The following is a 16,945-nucleotide window of genomic DNA, read 5'->3' on the forward strand; positions in this document are numbered from 1 at the left end:
ATCAGAGTTTGTCTGGCTCTGGGTTGCAACTGAACCCGACAGAAAACAGGCAAATTCTCGCACTGTCTATCTCTAAAGAAAGAAACATGTTTGTAGCTGAAAGATTCATTTCAGATTTAGTCAAGATTCATGGAATTCATCCAGTTTCGACTGATGATGGAGGTACTTGGTATCCCATGGCTTGTCAGTTTCTCAAACTCGATCACCATATTCATTCCTCTTACGAGAAAAGTGTAATCGAAAGAAAGATGCAATACATAAAGGATAGAACCGAAAGTTTCGATGATTACTTTCCTTGTAGAATAAAGAACTGCAAGTTAAAGCATGTACGGAATTGGCTGCGGCTCTTTGTAGACTATCATAACAATGAAATAAAACATATTAAGTGAACAGAGCCCTCCAAGGCGATAGTACTCTAGTGTATAGTCAACTAGTTACGGTATGAAGGACTTTAAGAATTGGATACGAATTTTAGGATATCTCTATAGGCTTGACATCAATACTGCTACCATATCAGAAACCAATAATAAAGAGCATACAGAACAAATATCAAAAAAAATCTATTTACTTTATTTAGCCAAAAAATCAAATCCCAAAAACTAAAGGAACCAAAATACTTGTTAATGTTGTAACGAGTATGATGGAAATAAAGTCCAACGGCAATCCAGCTCTAGCCATTGCCCTAGAACTTACTAACCCGGTGGAATATACAATTGCATTGGGAGGGGTACCTACAGGCATGATAAAACCATAACTGGCGGCAACGGCTATAGGTGCCATTAACAATAACGGATTTATCCCCATAGAGAGCGCAAGTGACGCTGAAATGGGTAGTAATAACGCCGCCGTGGCAGTATTGCTTATCATTTCTGTCGGCAAAATAGCCAGCGTTACGAAAACAAGTAATATTACAAGGTAATTTGCATTTCCAAGGAAACTAAGTTGATTTGCAATCCAGTCGCCTAGCCCTGTAGAAGTAAAACCATTTGCAAGAGCCAAACCTCCCCCTATTAATATAAGTACTCCCCATGGAATTTTTACTGCTGTATCCCAATCAAGTAAATTCCTTGACGGACTCTGAAGGTCGGCGTCAAAACCTGTTTTAGGACGTTTACTATCACTATCATTTATGTCCCTGCCTTCATTTGGATGGCTATTGTAACCTACAAAATCTTTGTAATCTTCGGCCCTCTTTTCGGATTTTTGTTTATTTCCAAGTACCGAAGGTATAAGGAATAACGATACAGATGAAGCAATCACTATCATAGAATCGTCTATCATAGGTGCGATGTCTTTCCAAAACAGCCCTCGCGTAATCCATGCGACTATTGTTATAATAAATATACAAGCGACTATCTTTTCATCTCTACTTATAGGCCCTAAATCCTTCATATTCTTGACAATGGTATCTTTTTCGCCGAAGATGTCGTATTTGATATTTGTAATTTTCGAGCCAATTCTTATTAGATATAACCATATTATCATCAGAGATAGTGCACTTATTGGTAATCCGAATAGCATCCATTGTCCAAAAGCAACATCTATTCCCACTATGGAATCGGCTAAAGATGCAAATATTGCATTAGGTGGAGTGCCTATGAGTGTAGATACACCACTGATATTTGCAGAATAGGCTACTGCAAGTAACAAACATACAACAAATTTGTGATGTTTCTCTTTATCTTTAATCAAAGAAATAACCGCCAATGCTATTGGAAGCATTAGGATAGCAGTGGCGGTATTGCTCATCCAAGCTCCTAGAAACCATGTGACTATCATGAATGATAACACAACAAACTTTGGATCAGTTCCAAAAAGGCGTAACATTCTATATGCAAATCGTCTATGTAAATTTGACTTTTCAATTGCTTTTGCAAGGAGAAAACCCCCCAGGAATAAGAATATGATGTTATCCGTATAGTTGCTAGAGGTCTCTGTAAAGGAAGTGACTCTTAATGCCGGAAATATTACTAGAGGCAATAAAGCAGTAACATATATTGGGGCAGCTTCTGTAATCCACCATACTGCCATCCACATGGTTGTAGCTAATACGATTTTAGAAGAAAACGATAAATCCCCACTTATTTGAGGGACAGGCATTAGAATAACTATTAGAAATAATATTGGTCCTAAGAATACACCGATATTTTTGGTCATGGTTCTGGACAGCACAAATGATAGTAATTAGATCAACAATATAAAACAAAGTCTATCTGATTTTATCAACGCCTTAAATCCGTGAGGGACATAGGTACGCTGAGAAAAATTTCATTACGAGTCAATCTGAATTGTTGTATATATAGATACTGTAAAATGATAAGAGTGAACAGTGCATCTTAGGACTAATTCCATCCTTTATCATGAGTTCTACAAGATTGTTAAAAGTCACCCATTAGATTCAAAATCCACACATGTCTAATTGAACAATAGAAGATAATGATTTTATGATCCAAGTGTTCTGAATTTAGATATTGTTGTATTTTTCTAATTCTGTTTAGTGATCACTATTCTGAAGAGTAGAGGAGGGCTGGATTCTTATTACTATGTACCATTATTATCATTTTCATTTTTAACTACGCCGTGCTCTTAATCTAACGGAGTACAACTCACAGCTTACTAAACAGACACTTAACGATAGCCTCATAAATTATTTCATTCCCCTCACAGGACTCTATTACATATTAATAAAAAATTTGTGACAAAACTGAAGAAAAACAAGTCGATGTCAGTCAGTCAATTCTATTTTCAATATCTAAAGTTAATAAAATATAACTCATTGAAAAAGTCAAAAGAAAAGAAACTATTACCTATTTCAATACAATTTCCCTTCCGTTTCCGTCTAACACCTTGCAGCACTTAAAGCATCTTATTATTTTTTAGACACAATATTAAACACAATAACAAGTGAATGTTCCTTTAGCAAAGATTCTTTTGATTTAATGTTCAAATCTGCAAAAAGAGAACTAATAAGTGTACCTATATACAATGAACCCTTTCGACCTAGGTTATGTTGGATTCTAAATTCTAGTTTCCCATCGGACTGAATAACCTTATTATTGAAATTGGATGCAGAAAACCATAGCTTTAGTACATCTACAATACTTTCTAGATCATTTTTACCATGAATAAAAGAAATAGCATCCCTCATTCCTGTGTAGCATGAAGTCCTTGCTGCTTTTATTATAATCTCGTCTGAAAGATGTTCAAAAATGTTTCGTACAAAAGGTTTTTGCAAAAAAACAAATCCGATGTCACTTACAAATTGATCCCATGACACATATTTTCTAAGGACGTTATTTATGATTGCAGATATTGTCTTGTCTTCAGCAGACGCTTGAAATTCAATTTTTTCATATATTTCAGTTGGTATTCGTATTGCAGTGTTTACAGTCGAATTCATTGTTGTTTATCATATATACTACAGTGTCTGACATTATTATGCATTGTCATGATCATTTTCATGATTTTTTCTTATCTTATTTGATGAATAGATACCAAGAATCTTAAAATGGATTTTCTAATCATATGTATTCAGTCAACTTAATCTCTCAAATTCAACTTGATTAAGCGCAAGACATCTATTTCGAAATCTAACATAGTCAAACAAATTTAGTTGATTGGCAATGTATTATTATTTGATCTTTGTTGCTTATTCTGTTTTATCTGTGTATATTTACTAGTTGGACGAATATAACAAAGATTCAATATTAGAAACATCGTGATAATCAGGCTACACTAGTTGGTAAAATTAGAAAAACTTTATATATCTATCGGATTTTTTCCATATTGTCAAAATCCTGTTTGCCGTAACTCATATATTAAGAAGGTAGATTCTTCACTTCTAACAAAGACAATATTTCTTTGTTTTTATAAAAAAGAATTCTAAAAAATGATTGATGGTAATAATGACTAAAATCGCATTAAAGAATATTTGGAGTGAAGGCAGATATTTAAGATTTTGTGATATGCCAAGATAATGATAAATACTAAATATTATTTCATATATATTGTTTCATACGAAAAATAAGTTTTCGATTCATAAATAGTTATTTTACTATTAATTAAAAGACTAAGTTTGCTTCTCAGTGTTAGAACTATTTGTCATCATCATATAGAGCAAAGATACTGCAGGTGATCCATCTTTTAATTGACTAGCTTGATTATCGTCGTAGTCATTCTTTCTAAAAATACGAAATTTTAATAATGGATGACAATAAAATCGGAAAGAACATTAACGAGAAATCAATGCAGGATATCCTTCATACATTTAAGAATTGCGTTTGGCAAATGCGGCTATTTCTTTTGTTACGCATATTTCAATTCATTTTTTATGAGATTATTACTCCAGAGGTCACATTAACCATATCCCATTATCTAATGCAGCAACGAAATGCATGATTTCTCTTAATGACCGTGTCATACAATGTTATACGTTATTCGACAGAGTTATATTATGGCAACGTTCAGTTATTTTATTGAATCATATTAAAATTATCGTAATGGCAGAAAACCTTGCAAAAAGGTCTGGTGTATTATTGTATAATAGTTTGAATTTTCAAACACGATTTAGCGATAAAATAAATGATGCAATAAGTTTAAGGCCAAGGCGACTTTTCATCCATTTGTCTTTTTCAATATTGTCAATTTGTGTCTTAACCATGATGTTTAGTCTTTCTGTCAATTTTGTTGATTTAGGGTCGAAAGCTGTTTGGGCACAAGGATTGAACCAAATGAATGAGAGTGCGATTTCTATAATTGAAAATAATTTAACCAAGAGTTTTCCACCGTCAGGAGCTGATAAAAATTACGTGAGTATAAATGTCAATCAAACGGAAAATAATGACGGAGCTCATCCTACTAAACTCATAACGCTCGTTACTGAGGATGTAGAAATCGATATTGCACCAGGAAAAAGAGTAAAAGCTTGGACATTTAATGGAACGGTACCTGGACCAACTATAAGGATTACAGAAGGAGAAAACATTACTATCAAATATGTAAACAAATCTCCTATACCTCATACGATTCACTTCCATGGCAACCACGATGATGCAAACGATGGTGTGATTCCACAGGTGATGCCTGGTGAAACTTATCTATACAACATAACAGGCGAACCAGCAGGTGCACTAATGTATCACTGCCATGCACCCCCCACGTCATTGCATGTTAGAATGGGCATGTACGGAGCGCTGATAGTTGATCCTATAAATAAAGAAATTGCTCCTGCAAAAGAGTTTGTGATGGTAATGGGAGAATACAGTCTCAAAAACCAAATGGGACTAGAGGCCGATTATTACCTCATAAATGGGTATGCTGATCAATATATGCACAATCCACTTGAAATTAATCATCAAGACCTAATGCGAATTTATTTAATCAATCTTGGTACTACGATACCAGCATCGTTCCACCTTCACAGTACAACATTCTTAACTTATCCATCAGGTCTTTGGGATAACCCTCCAATTCAATCACAAACTATATCTGTAGCACCAGGCGATGCTTCAATAATTGAAGCCAAATGGAAATATCCAGGGACCTATTTGTTCCATGCTCACGGGATACAAGAAGAAAGAGGCAATATGGGAATGATAAGAGTAATTGGTCAAGAAGAGTCACCAGAAGGGGGTAATTCAAGACTAGGTAATGAAAGCAGCAATGTCACTATGGAAAATTCAAACATCCAACAACAGCAATCATCAAGTAATACCTCTGAGCCATTAACCGAAAGTGTATCTATGTTTGATTGGCAATATGAACTGCAAAAGAACCTACAGAATCCAGTAGTAGTTAATCAGACTGGACATGGAGTGTTAGACAAAAAAGAAAAAAAGATAATAAAGGAAATGCATGAAATCGAAAAAATAAAAGAACCAAGTGAAAACTTCGCATCGATATTAGATGAAACCTCATCAACTAACACTACAGAATCTGATGGTGCAAACTCCAGTTCTAATCAGATATCAATAGTTCCTGGTTCCTCCAGTCCGGATAGTAAGATGTATTATGATCCTCCCAACATTGAAGTTAAAGTGGGTACTGAGGTAACTTGGGTTAATAACGACACTAATATGCCACATACGGTGACATCCGGCAATGTAGACACTGGCCCGACCGGAATATTTGATTCTGGAATTATGATGGGTGACGGTAGCAAATTTAAGCACAAATTTGAACAGAAAGGGCAATTTGAATACTTTTGTACGTTACATCCATGGATGACATCAAAGATCATAGTAAAATAAATATACTAGAAAATGTGGAACAGAAATGCATTGGAGAATAGACGGACTATACACAATAGGAACAGAATTGTAAATAAAGAAACACTGTTCATTGTTACACTTGTGAGTATGTTTCTTATGGGTGCAACAATTGTTTCTAACCCTGAATCCATATTTGCACAACACCATGGTGCCCCACCTCCGATGGCCACGTTGGGTGATCGAAACATCGCTATGAATCTCACTATCGAACCAGAAGAAATAACCTCGGATCAAGATGCTCAATTGATACTGCAACTCACTGATGAAAATACAGGACAAATGATTCAGCATGTTACCTACAGATTAACTATATCAAATGATGTACAGACGAAGCTCTCTGAATTCTTTCATTCGCATGAAGGTGATTTGACAATTTTGGTTCGAAATGGCAAATTACCCCAAGTAAATGTTGGCGGAACCTTTGATGTACTTACCAATGCAATTGTTCCCGATCCAGCAGGAAAGATCGTTGTTAGCGGCCCATTGTTTTCAGAAGAGGGTAAGTATGATATAGATGTAGAAGTTACAACACTAGATAATGATAAAACAGATCTGCAAGTTCCTTTAGCGTATCATTTTGTTACTAATAGTAGCAGTAGCAGTATCGGGTCAAATTAATCTTTGGTGAAAATCAACCTATTTTTGTATCCATAGTATCCGTTAACAAATTTCCTCAAAAAACACAGATACATTATTTACAAATTTGTATAGAGTTGTGCAGCTTAGTCTCTTACATGTAGTCACTGCACTAATCACGACAAATTATACGAATGCGGCCACTCCTCTAATGTTATTATAGAAGATAGATTTCATGAAAATCGTTACTCACTGTTCCTCTATTAGTTATTTTATAATTAAAGATATTCACAAATAGAATAGATGAATAATTAGAAAATATTAAAAATATAAATAAAAAAAATGAAACAAAAAAGAAAAAATACCTCTCAAACCAAAGTCTTGAAGTGCTATAATACTTTTATGTAGCAAGATACCTACGAGCTACTCAGAGAAAGATGTAATGATACAAAAAATAATAGTAACAGATGATGGAACTGCAGTATCTGATAGGGCGATCGAAATGGCATTAGAAATAGCAAAGGGTTTAAGGGCTCATCTAATTTTACTACATATAATTGATCCGACTGAACATCCAGAATCTGCGTTATTTGAAAACGACAAGGAACTAATCGAAAAGGCAAAGCAAATGAATCTCATAGAATCAAAGAAAGATACATGGGAAGAAAGAGTTAAACGGAAAATTCAAGAACTAAGTGAAAAAAAGATAGATTCAACGAGCGAATGTAGAACAGGATCACCCGTAGAAAAAATCCTAAGCTTTGTAGACGATAATAAAGCAGATATGATTGTTATGGGCAGTGGTAAGAGACTAACAGGAGTGTCCAAAATAAAAGCCTTGGGTAGTGTTACTAGAAAAGTTTCAGAAATGGCAAATTGCCCAGTATTGATTGTTCATTAGCCTTTACTTAAAAACAAAGACATAACAAATACATGATATTCTACTAAAGAGAATCGATATAGAAGATGAATATATTGTATAAATAGAACATCTAGGAACGACGTATTATATCAAATGTGTAGAAAAGCAACGATGTTAACAAACAGGATTGCTATCCTTTTGAATGCGAATAATAATTTCATCCAATTTGGAAATATCGAAAAATATCTTACTAGCGATTTGTTCTTTAGAGTAATATAGGGATATGGAACGAATTTAATTAAAATATTCGGTGCATAAAATATACAAATCCGTACAAAAATTTAAACCAACACGAAGATCAGAAGGCTCTGTTCACTTAATATGTTTTATTTCATTGTTATGATAGTCTACAAAGAGCCGCAGCCAATTCCGTACATGCTTTAACTTGCAATTCTTTATTCTACAAGGAAAGTAATCATCGAAACTTTCGGTTCTATCCTTTATGTATTGCATCTTTCTTTCGATTACACTTTTCTCGTAAGAGGAATGAATATGGTGATCGAGTTTGAGAAACTGACAAGCCATGGGATACCAAGTACCTCCATCATCAGTCGAAACTGGATGAATTCCATGAATCTTGACTAAATCTGAAATGAATCTTTCAGCTACAAACATGTTTCTTTCTTTAGAGATAGACAGTGCGAGAATTTGCCTGTTTTCTGTCGGGTTCAGTTGCAACCCAGAGCCAGACAAACTCTGATCCCACATTCAACATGGTCTCATCTATTATATACTCTAGAACTCTTCTTCTAGTTGACTTAGCTTTTGAGGCTCGTACTTTTGAATCCAATTCCAAATGGAAACGTGATTTCTCTTGTATATCTGAGATAATCTTTCCGAGGCTTTCCTTAAGGATAGGCCTGAAAAGTACAAATGCAACCCATAATATACATACTTTGAAGGCGTTCTGTTTCTAGTAAGCATAAAAGAAATGGAATGCTTTCAAGCTATAGGCTTATCGTTAACTGAACAGAGCCATGTTGCTCTTGCACTTAAGCGTTTTTATATAGTTTGCTTAATTTCAGTATCGATCCAGTCACCAGAACTTGTCTAACGTGAATACAGGAATCGGATTCGCAGGTCTCATAGACGGCATAGAACCCTGAATTATTCAAATCGCTGTCAGGATATTCCTTTAACTTTACTCCAGCAGTTTTATTAAGCTTAGAGTCAATAAGGTAGATCGCATTGTTGGAAATATAGTCCTCAACAATATGGAGAGCATATATTTTTTCAAATCTATCTTTATTAACATGCGGCGATACCATAGTATTAACAAAATCAGCAATAGTTCGACGTTTCTTCTGCACTAGAGATTTAAATTTATGATATACTTCATCTGCAATATTCAACGGTATGTAATCTTTTTTGTTTAGCAGATTTGTCTGACATGTTAAATGTATAAACTGTATAACCCCACCATTATAAACATAGTTCATACTATTTTTGAATACTTACTAGGTAATTTGCATGCGATTTTTGTAAGTTTAGGTGAATATAATGATTTTTGTTTGTTTATGAATACAACCTGTGACTCAAAAATAGTATAAAGATTGATTGGTAGTTGAATGTCAGTCGTGGTAAAATGAATCAGAATATTGAATTTTAGTCGATCCTATCCATCTAGATAGTCACAAACTGAAAAGGCAATGTTCGCTTTTTTGGAATTCCAAGACATTGCAAACAGTTTTTCATGTTTTTTGTTTCTCCTAACATGGTAATCACTCCATGGTCGCGAATCATGATTTTCAGATTACACGGTTTGGAGACGTTCAAATCTCAATTTTTTTCATCAGTTACATATTTAATCAAATCAATGAAAACACTACACGATCATGTTTTTGGATTTAGCATTCTGATCTTTAGGAAACTATTGTCTTGTACATCATTAGCTTGGAAAAGTCAAAAGATCTTCAATCATAAATAGAACCGTAGAAGAAACTAATTGTTCCAAAATTATTTCCTATAGTCCTTTCTATGTACAGGTTCATGCTGGAATATAAAAACTGAAGAGAATTCGCGGAAAAATCCGAAAAGGAGAAAGAGAAAAGGGTTGATAAAAATACTGAAAAACCAGATGTTCAGATTTTTAAATTATCCAGAACAAAGGTACACATAGAAGTTTAGAACAGAAAAATATACAATAAAAGTATTTTAGATATTTATATCCAGTTGACCTAAATTGAAACCATTGTCCAGTATAAAGACTTTCAGCCTGGTGCTACTTGTTACGACTATAACATTAATGAGCATTTTAGAAGGGAAGAACAGTCCTTTTCATTTTAGTGCATTCGGCCAAGGAGCAGAAGAAGATTATAAAAAATATGACATAGTGCTGCTGAGTCATTCATATGTTGGTAATTTCTTTACTGATGAATTAATCGGAGAGATTTTGAATAATGGAACAGCGACTATAAAGGCGGTAGAGATGACTGCAATTTTTTATGACGAAGATGACGAGACTATTGGCAGCGCAGATAGTGGGACAAGTCCTTACACTATCAACCCAGGAGATACCGCCTCATTCACTATAGAGGTGTTCGACGAAGCAGTAAAGGCTAATGCTTCCAGTTACGATTTTACAGCAAAATGGAAGGATGAATTCTTATCCAACAATTATTTTATAAGGTTGGCAGGAGGCGATATTTCAGATGATACTAGTAATGATGGAGATGATGAAGAGGAGGATGAAGAGGAAAGCTAGCAAAATTCAATACATAGATAAATGAAGTATACAAACAAAATTCAAACTGATGCAAAAATATTAATCTATTCAGAATACCTGGGCTGCTTTCTCACTCCCTTTTTTTGAATTATTCCAGTTGCTTCATGGAATCAATGTAGTTACTCGAGTTTAACCTAGTGGATATTTCGATCATACACTTTGAAAATCAAGATATTTGGAATTGGTCATTTACTTGCAACACTCTATTTCTTTGTGGTAGAAAGATCGCAAGGTATTAGATAGTTTCGATTTACTTTGATTATCAGAAAATAAATTTATACCAACATGTAAATCTGGTAGAAACCTTTACTTATTGTCTATTAACAAAGTATGTATTAGTCAAAGAATTGAATTTGTATCGGGATTATAAAAGATAATCTTAAGTAATATATAATGAAAAATAATCTGCTTTTTGTAATACCTATTATCTCAATATTTTTGTTTTTGGCAACAACCATTGGATGGGCTCAAAGTATATATGCTCAAGGTGAAACCACTAAGAATAGTTTAGATACTGAAGTTAATTCAACATCCAAAAGCAAGAATATTTCGATCATAACTCCTTGGAATACTGGAAACTATGACAGAAAGAATGGCGTTGGAAGCACATTTAACTGATTGATTTTTTCAGGGTATCATTTCACTTGAGACTACCAAACATAAAATGCTGTATGGTAAGGCTTTAATTCTAAAGGGAGAAGTAGCTGATTATTTAATAATTGAAAAGCATGTTTAGTGAACCCAAGGATGGTGACTCTTTTTAGCTATGAGTAATGTTTGAGAAATTTGCAGGGAAAATCTAGGCCCCCATAAAGATCTTTTACAAACTACATAAAAGACTAGCGAATTTACTTGAAACATCATGAAAGGTCGTTTTATCGTCATAATTTCTTGTCTCGTCTTGTAATTTCTACTCCATTTATTTGACTAGAATGAGTTTATCGTCATTTTCGATAAAAAAGAGACAAGAATTATCTCAGTGTAGTTCATATAATAGTCATCAGGTCAACAAAAGATATGATATCAAGAGAAGAATTGACAAAAGGGGAAATGTCGAATAGTTTACGTACTGTTTCAAAGGCTATCATCTTATTGATATATGAAGTTATAACATGGATGACGAGATTAAATGTATATACTGAATTATCGATATAGTCGCAGAGATCGACTACAAAACATTTGTAATTCTAAATTTTAGTCCTTATCTAGTCTTTGGCTTGCGAAGCATAGGAATAATAGGAGGGAAATTGTTGACTTTTATTGTGCCTAGTACTTGGAAGCCATGCCGCTCATACAAAGTTACATTTCTTGGATTTGATGATTCTAGATAGGCCAAAACATTTTCATTATCAAACTTATCAGTCGCGTATCTCAAAAGGATCGACCCCAATCCCCTACCATGGTGAAGTGGATCAACACCAAGAAGTGGTAAATACCAATGAGGTTCGCTCGGATGGTAACTTCCCATTTTTTCAAATACTCGTGGTACTACATTCTGAACTTCCTCTGAAGTAGTTTCTTTTAACAATGCAAGCAGGGCTTCGACATCGGGTTCAACATTTGGTGGCAGCCAGAGAGCGGCGCCTGAATAATTTCCAACATATTGGGCGGCCTTGTTGACAAACGCCCTACCACCAAAGGCCTTTGCAAATTTAGAGAAATGTAAAATATATTTTTGCGGGTCTGGCCATACAGCCCGTGTAGCAGGATCAGTACCAAAGGCCAATTTTAAAGTGTCAAATAAAGCTTCTTGTTCAGACAAATTTGCAGTTTTGACTTGAACATTGGACATAGTAATATCCAAAGAATAATCATGGTTATAACCTTTTATCGATGATCTATTCGTTAAAGCTTGGCAGATTCACGTATTTAGTAATAAGATGATTTATTTCGGCCATATGAGTAGGTTTCATGATAGCCAACCACCAGTTTCCAGATAATAAGTTGCACGGACCGGTCAAATTTATCTCCCAGGTAAACTTAGAAGCAAATGATTGTAACAATATCCATGAGTACTAAAAAAACGCAACGTTAGATATCCAATACTCACCAATGACCTCACAAATTTTCCATTACACATAAAGAAGAGATATTTGTATTTCTGAGGCAAAAGACGTAATAATGTATTATTAACACATAGCATCCCGGTTGATGAGAATTGTTACGGTTATAAAGAAAATAATGATCTGTTCTATAACCCACTTAAAAACCTTATATTAGTTTTACTATTCTTATTAAAAATAATATTCTGCAAAGTCACAACAATCAATTCACGATCAGATATATTGTACATGTATTCTAGATATTTTCCTGTCTTTAGACTACCACGAAGTTTTAATCACCATAATTGAAAATCTTTAAATCAAAAATGCACTTACAAGAATTATTGATATTCTATGGCAGGACAGAAGTTATCCCTCCATAGTGATGTGTTACTAAATCAAGTTATAATTATAGCAATATTCTCTGAATAATTATTCGAAGTATTCATGCCATACACTCTCTTATGGATGTCATCACCATATACAACTTCCGCAACAAACCCCTTTCCAATTGGAACTTCCTTTGAGTCAAATACAAATTCAAAAGAGATTGTTTCCCCTAGAGGAAAATGTTGTGCCCCTAGTCCATCTACGGCTGGACTATCAATGATATTGACATATACTGTTCCATATTCATCGGTATTCCCATTGTTTGTAACCTCGACATTTATTCTGAAAACCTGGCTACTCTGTGCTTTGACATGATCAATGAAATCGATTTCAGTAACAGAAAAAAGACCCAGTATCAATGCAATCAAGAAAATAGGGAAAAATATACTATTGCGGTATAAAGTTGTATTCAGATGAACAAGATAGTGTATGAATCTAGAATTACGATTAACGTAACACATGGTTACTTTTAACTAACCATATCTTTAACCCTTGTTTAAGAAACGACTAACTAATTCTTCAATAGGCAAAGATCAGAATGCTTTTACAAGAGATTCTCTAATCACTTTATAAACTCGATAGTATAGCCAGAAAAAATAATGAGAAACGAATGCCGACAATATCCTTGTCTTGTTCCCTAAAGATCTACTATTAGAAAAAATCGTTTATGTGTCTTGACCTTTGAATATTTCTTCTAATTCGGATAACTTATAACACACTTCCCGCAAGTAATTGACCAACTTCCAAATCCGAGCTCTTCTATAGTGTCCAGCGATGTAGATCGATCAACTATTTTATCTCCCACTGTAGATGTAGACTAAAAATTATCCTTTTGGCCACATTTTGATCATCCTATAACCATGACATGGCTAACCAAATCGCCTATTTTGCCAGTAAATGTCATACACATGTATCAGAAAAGACATCAGACCTGAGTTTTGTTTTCAGAAATAATCATTCATTAGCAAATTTACCAGTGTATAAAATCATCAATATTCCGAGATTTATTGGGTTGATTCATGAAATGATTTTGTAGAAAAAGTAATCTTGCCTAATTATGAAGCATCATTTATTCATGACATAAATGGCAGAGAAATTTAGTTAGTAGTATGAGATGTGGGTTAGGAAATATCATCACGATAAAAGGTATTAAACATACGTGAGTAACCTATGTAGAAAATATCACAATATTGAGGTTTTAACCAAGAAACCGAATTCACAAATACAATAAAAAAGAAACAGTACTCGACAGATTAAGGGTTTGTTATTTCCGTCTCGAGGAATGAGTACCTATCTAATTCATTTAGACGAATACAATTGACAAAATGTGTTGTCAAATTAACCTATGCTTTTTTAGATACATATGATAATAAATTGTATGAAAGATTTTGAAGAAATGACAGAAAAAGAGAAAGAAGACTTTCTAAAACAAGTTCAGAATCTTCCCGATAATAAGGTAGAGGACTATGACTCATTTGATCTGCTGGCTCAATCATTCGATGAAATTTCAATGACTTGGACCGAGTCAATAAAAGAGTTTGAGACCCTCTACCCAGAATATATTAAACCCGTGGAAAACAATCCTCAAAGAAAATACGAGTCCAAATGGATTGCTAGATTCAAGAAGAGATTTCATAGTCATAGTCGATAAATATCATGTTTGCAAATCCTCAGATTCAGATCAGTAATTAAATTGTTAAGTTAAACTTGTAAAATCTACTGTCACATCAAAGAATTGTGTTTCTTTCAAGCCGCCATTATCTCAGAAATTAGAATGAAGGCAATGTTTAATAGCCCTAAAATTCAATAATAGATTTTACCATGCAAGATCTAGATGATTTTGCCAAATCCGATCTAGATAAATTGGAAAGACTGGCAGACAACTTTAGATGGATTTATAAACAACAAAACAATCTTAGGGGAAAGTACGATAACAACTATGTTGCAATAAAGGACAAAAAAATATTGGATAAAGATACAAATCTTGACAGATTGATGAAAAGACTAAATATAAGAAATTACGACGAATCTATTGCAATAGAATATATACAGAACTGACTGCCCCTCATATTCATTCCCAGCCAATAGAGTTGTCATCAAGAACAAGTAAAAATCATTGGGAAGGATCTTACCATCATTTTTTGTTCAAAAAAAATTCTTGACTTGAGGAATCTATTCTAGCTGAAGCGTTTTAGACATTGAAAAAGGGATGAATCTACCTTGTCTTACCAGAGTAATTAATGCATATACAGCAGGTACGTAAAAATAAATGGCCAAACTAAATTGAACATGTTTGAATTGGTTATCTAGGAATACTATTAAAATCGTATTGTTGCTTTTGATCTTTTTGGGTTTATCACACTTTGGATTCAAAATGAACATTAAAGTAAAAAGGCAAAAAGAACTATAAAACCCTCAAGATCGGGGAACACATTGTAATACAGAGAGTAGGAAAGCAAAACACCCTCAATCTCCAATAACGTAGCTAGATAATATTTTTAGGCAAACATGGGAGGTAACAAAATAACGATGTTATTCAAAAAGGTCCCAACCCAGAATTGTCCAAATGGCATCAATACTACAGTATACTATTATTATATGTGATGGGTAAAGGGCAGGACTTGTTGGAATTTACAAGCACGTTTATAGAGTAATTTTATACACTGAAAGTAATAGTTACATAAATACTTTGGCTAGGTAATCTATGAGATATCATAAAAGTCATAAATTTAGATTGAACCGGGTTTCAATTTTATTTTTGATATATTTTTGAATACGTTCATAAAACAATCCACAACCAAGTCCAACTATTGCACCGATTATCAGAGTTAGTGGGAATACAACAGAAAAGGAATCCACAAAAATTGGGATAATATCAACTAAGGTTGTAAATTCCGTATTCGATAAATCTAATGGCATCAAAAAGTTTCCAAGAGCTAGAGGTAACAAAGGATATCCCATTAGGTAAAATAATGATGCCATTATGATTGCAGCAACCAACTTTCTATTTTCTGAACGATGCCTACCACCCCTTTTGAATGGCGGTTTATCATATACAATAAGATCTATCAGAATGAAGGGTATGATAACCAAGAGATAATAAGGCATAAAGAGTGCAAGATCCGCGGATGGAAGAATATTCGATAATGAAGTTGCAACGATTACACCGATGCCCACTAAACTAATGTACCCAAATTTCTTTACAGTATTGATCATAAAGAGGGTCATAAATGAATTAATCAAAGGCAAGAACAGTAGGGCTATTAGCGATTCAAGATATGGATCAAGGTTAAAGTTGAATATCTCTCCATTGGATATAGGTAAAGAGAAAATATATACATAAGAAATTGAGGTGAGCCAGAGCGCTACAAGCCCAAATACAAACATTATAGAGCTAATAACATGAAATGGTCTTTCCTTTTGAAGCGAGTTAAGACGAACTAGTCCCAATGTAGTTCCGATTGCGTTAATAAACATACCAGTAATCAACATCAGATGTGTAGGGCTTAGAAATCCATCGACTCCAAATATTTCATGCCAAGCAAAATCACTTGGACCAGAAACAACAGACAATACCGATCCGACAATAAGAAGCTTGAAGGATAGTGAAATAACATCATTTTGTATTTCTTTATACTTTATCAAGACATAGGCTGCAATAATTGATGAAATGGACAGTAAAAAAATCCCACTATACATCACAGTGTGTGACGGAGTAAAGAATGTTTCTGGTTGTAGTAACAAATGAGAAGTTACATCCCAATTACCTCCAGCAATTTGAAGAATAGAGCCCACAGAAGCTATTCCTAAAATGACAAAACAATAATAAAAAACTCGTTTGTCTAGGAAAGGCTTTGTTTGCATATTCATTATTATAATTTGACAGATATAAATATTACTGACCGGTCAGTCATCATAATTTTTATTGATTTTAGATCCAAAAAGACACACTTACATCACATACCAATATGTTGCATAAAGAAACCAGAGCTGTTGTTTTAGATCATTCAGAAAAAATAGA

The 16,945-nt window shown here is 34.0% G+C and carries 16 protein-coding genes; 8 read left to right on the top strand and 8 right to left on the bottom strand.

Going from position 1 to position 16,945, the window contains the following annotated elements; translation table 11 throughout:
- The first annotated feature begins 8 nt into the window (after nucleotides 1-8).
- A complete protein-coding gene (locus NFRAN_RS11600) occupies nucleotides 9-389 on the top strand; it encodes a hypothetical protein (protein ID WP_134485134.1) in 381 nt (126 codons plus the stop codon).
- Between the two features lie 196 nt (nucleotides 390-585).
- On the opposite strand, the gene NFRAN_RS11605 is transcribed toward NFRAN_RS11600, so the two are convergent.
- Nucleotides 586-2,172 (bottom strand): SLC13 family permease, encoded by a 1,587-nt coding sequence (locus NFRAN_RS11605; RefSeq protein ID WP_172602324.1) that lies wholly within the window; start codon nucleotides 2,170-2,172, stop codon nucleotides 586-588.
- Nucleotides 2,173-2,869: 697 nt separating this feature from the next.
- On the bottom strand, nucleotides 2,870-3,400 hold the full coding sequence (locus tag NFRAN_RS11610; RefSeq protein ID WP_134485136.1) for a hypothetical protein: 531 nt from the start codon (nucleotides 3,398-3,400) through the stop codon (nucleotides 2,870-2,872).
- Between the two features lie 1,075 nt (nucleotides 3,401-4,475).
- Here NFRAN_RS11610 and NFRAN_RS14000 point away from each other — a divergent pair.
- The 3 genes from NFRAN_RS14000 to NFRAN_RS11625 all read left to right on the top strand — a co-directional run bounded on the left by NFRAN_RS14000 (nucleotide 4,476) and on the right by NFRAN_RS11625 (nucleotide 7,746).
- The gene (locus tag NFRAN_RS14000; RefSeq protein ID WP_172602325.1) at nucleotides 4,476-6,248 is read left to right on the top strand and encodes a multicopper oxidase domain-containing protein; all 1,773 of its coding nucleotides are present in this window, start codon (nucleotides 4,476-4,478) and stop codon (nucleotides 6,246-6,248) included.
- A gap of 12 nt (nucleotides 6,249-6,260) precedes the next feature.
- A complete protein-coding gene (locus NFRAN_RS11620) occupies nucleotides 6,261-6,887 on the top strand; it encodes a hypothetical protein (protein WP_134485137.1) in 627 nt (208 codons plus the stop codon).
- A gap of 400 nt (nucleotides 6,888-7,287) precedes the next feature.
- On the top strand, nucleotides 7,288-7,746 hold the full coding sequence (locus tag NFRAN_RS11625) for a universal stress protein (RefSeq protein WP_134485138.1): 459 nt from the start codon (nucleotides 7,288-7,290) through the stop codon (nucleotides 7,744-7,746).
- 333 nt (nucleotides 7,747-8,079) lie between these two features.
- Here NFRAN_RS11625 and NFRAN_RS11630 read toward each other — a convergent pair whose 3' ends face one another.
- The 3 genes from NFRAN_RS11630 to NFRAN_RS11640 all read right to left on the bottom strand — a co-directional run bounded on the left by NFRAN_RS11630 (nucleotide 8,080) and on the right by NFRAN_RS11640 (nucleotide 9,206).
- The gene (locus NFRAN_RS11630) at nucleotides 8,080-8,460 is read right to left on the bottom strand and encodes a hypothetical protein (RefSeq protein WP_134485134.1); all 381 of its coding nucleotides are present in this window, start codon (nucleotides 8,458-8,460) and stop codon (nucleotides 8,080-8,082) included.
- Between the two features lie 42 nt (nucleotides 8,461-8,502).
- Nucleotides 8,503-8,691, bottom strand: coding sequence for a hypothetical protein (locus NFRAN_RS11635; protein WP_134485121.1), 189 nt, complete (start codon nucleotides 8,689-8,691; stop codon nucleotides 8,503-8,505).
- 68 nt (nucleotides 8,692-8,759) lie between these two features.
- Nucleotides 8,760-9,206: a hypothetical protein gene (locus tag NFRAN_RS11640; protein ID WP_134485139.1), complete on the bottom strand. Its 447-nt coding sequence runs from the start codon at nucleotides 9,204-9,206 to the stop codon at nucleotides 8,760-8,762.
- Between the two features lie 752 nt (nucleotides 9,207-9,958).
- On the opposite strand from NFRAN_RS11640, the gene NFRAN_RS11645 reads away from it, so the two are divergent.
- The gene (locus tag NFRAN_RS11645) at nucleotides 9,959-10,471 is read left to right on the top strand and encodes an FxLYD domain-containing protein (RefSeq protein ID WP_134485140.1); all 513 of its coding nucleotides are present in this window, start codon (nucleotides 9,959-9,961) and stop codon (nucleotides 10,469-10,471) included.
- A 414-nt stretch (nucleotides 10,472-10,885) separates the two neighbouring features.
- On the top strand, nucleotides 10,886-11,110 hold the full coding sequence (locus NFRAN_RS11650) for a hypothetical protein (protein ID WP_134485141.1): 225 nt from the start codon (nucleotides 10,886-10,888) through the stop codon (nucleotides 11,108-11,110).
- A gap of 583 nt (nucleotides 11,111-11,693) precedes the next feature.
- On the opposite strand, the gene NFRAN_RS11655 is transcribed toward NFRAN_RS11650, so the two are convergent.
- Nucleotides 11,694-12,284, bottom strand: a complete 591-nt coding sequence (locus tag NFRAN_RS11655; RefSeq protein ID WP_134485142.1) for a GNAT family N-acetyltransferase — start codon at nucleotides 12,282-12,284, stop codon at nucleotides 11,694-11,696.
- A 648-nt stretch (nucleotides 12,285-12,932) separates the two neighbouring features.
- Nucleotides 12,933-13,283, bottom strand: a complete 351-nt coding sequence (locus NFRAN_RS11660) for a hypothetical protein (protein ID WP_172602326.1) — start codon at nucleotides 13,281-13,283, stop codon at nucleotides 12,933-12,935.
- A 1,019-nt stretch (nucleotides 13,284-14,302) separates the two neighbouring features.
- Between NFRAN_RS11660 and NFRAN_RS11665 the strand changes: the two genes are divergently transcribed.
- Both NFRAN_RS11665 and NFRAN_RS11670 read left to right on the top strand, forming a co-directional pair.
- Nucleotides 14,303-14,575, top strand: a complete 273-nt coding sequence (locus NFRAN_RS11665; protein ID WP_134485144.1) for a hypothetical protein — start codon at nucleotides 14,303-14,305, stop codon at nucleotides 14,573-14,575.
- 170 nt (nucleotides 14,576-14,745) lie between these two features.
- The gene (locus NFRAN_RS11670) at nucleotides 14,746-14,982 is read left to right on the top strand and encodes a DUF5678 domain-containing protein (protein ID WP_134485145.1); all 237 of its coding nucleotides are present in this window, start codon (nucleotides 14,746-14,748) and stop codon (nucleotides 14,980-14,982) included.
- A 663-nt stretch (nucleotides 14,983-15,645) separates the two neighbouring features.
- Here NFRAN_RS11670 and NFRAN_RS11675 read toward each other — a convergent pair.
- Nucleotides 15,646-16,788 (bottom strand): hypothetical protein, encoded by a 1,143-nt coding sequence (locus NFRAN_RS11675; RefSeq protein ID WP_145988084.1) that lies wholly within the window; start codon nucleotides 16,786-16,788, stop codon nucleotides 15,646-15,648.
- Nucleotides 16,789-16,945: the final 157 nt, after the last annotated feature.

The organism is Candidatus Nitrosocosmicus franklandus (assembly GCF_900696045.1).
In the GTDB taxonomy this organism is placed as follows: domain Archaea; phylum Thermoproteota; class Nitrososphaeria; order Nitrososphaerales; family Nitrososphaeraceae; genus Nitrosocosmicus; species Nitrosocosmicus franklandus_A.

Bases quoted from the DNA above. Each gene is read 5' to 3' on its own strand.
- NFRAN_RS11610 (WP_134485136.1), bottom strand. From the start codon at position 3,400: ATGAATTCGACTGTAAACACTGCAATACGAATACCAACTGAAATATAT.
- NFRAN_RS11620 (WP_134485137.1), top strand. From the start codon at position 6,261: ATGTGGAACAGAAATGCATTGGAGAATAGACGGACTATACACAATAGG.
- NFRAN_RS11625 (WP_134485138.1), top strand. From the start codon at position 7,288: ATGATACAAAAAATAATAGTAACAGATGATGGAACTGCAGTATCTGAT.
- NFRAN_RS11635 (WP_134485121.1), bottom strand. From the start codon at position 8,691: ATGCTTACTAGAAACAGAACGCCTTCAAAGTATGTATATTATGGGTTG.
- NFRAN_RS11640 (WP_134485139.1), bottom strand. From the start codon at position 9,206: ATGAACTATGTTTATAATGGTGGGGTTATACAGTTTATACATTTAACA.
- NFRAN_RS11650 (WP_134485141.1), top strand. From the start codon at position 10,886: ATGAAAAATAATCTGCTTTTTGTAATACCTATTATCTCAATATTTTTG.
- NFRAN_RS11655 (WP_134485142.1), bottom strand. From the start codon at position 12,284: ATGTCCAATGTTCAAGTCAAAACTGCAAATTTGTCTGAACAAGAAGCT.
- NFRAN_RS11665 (WP_134485144.1), top strand. From the start codon at position 14,303: ATGAAAGATTTTGAAGAAATGACAGAAAAAGAGAAAGAAGACTTTCTA.
- NFRAN_RS11670 (WP_134485145.1), top strand. From the start codon at position 14,746: ATGCAAGATCTAGATGATTTTGCCAAATCCGATCTAGATAAATTGGAA.
- NFRAN_RS11675 (WP_145988084.1), bottom strand. From the start codon at position 16,788: ATGCAAACAAAGCCTTTCCTAGACAAACGAGTTTTTTATTATTGTTTT.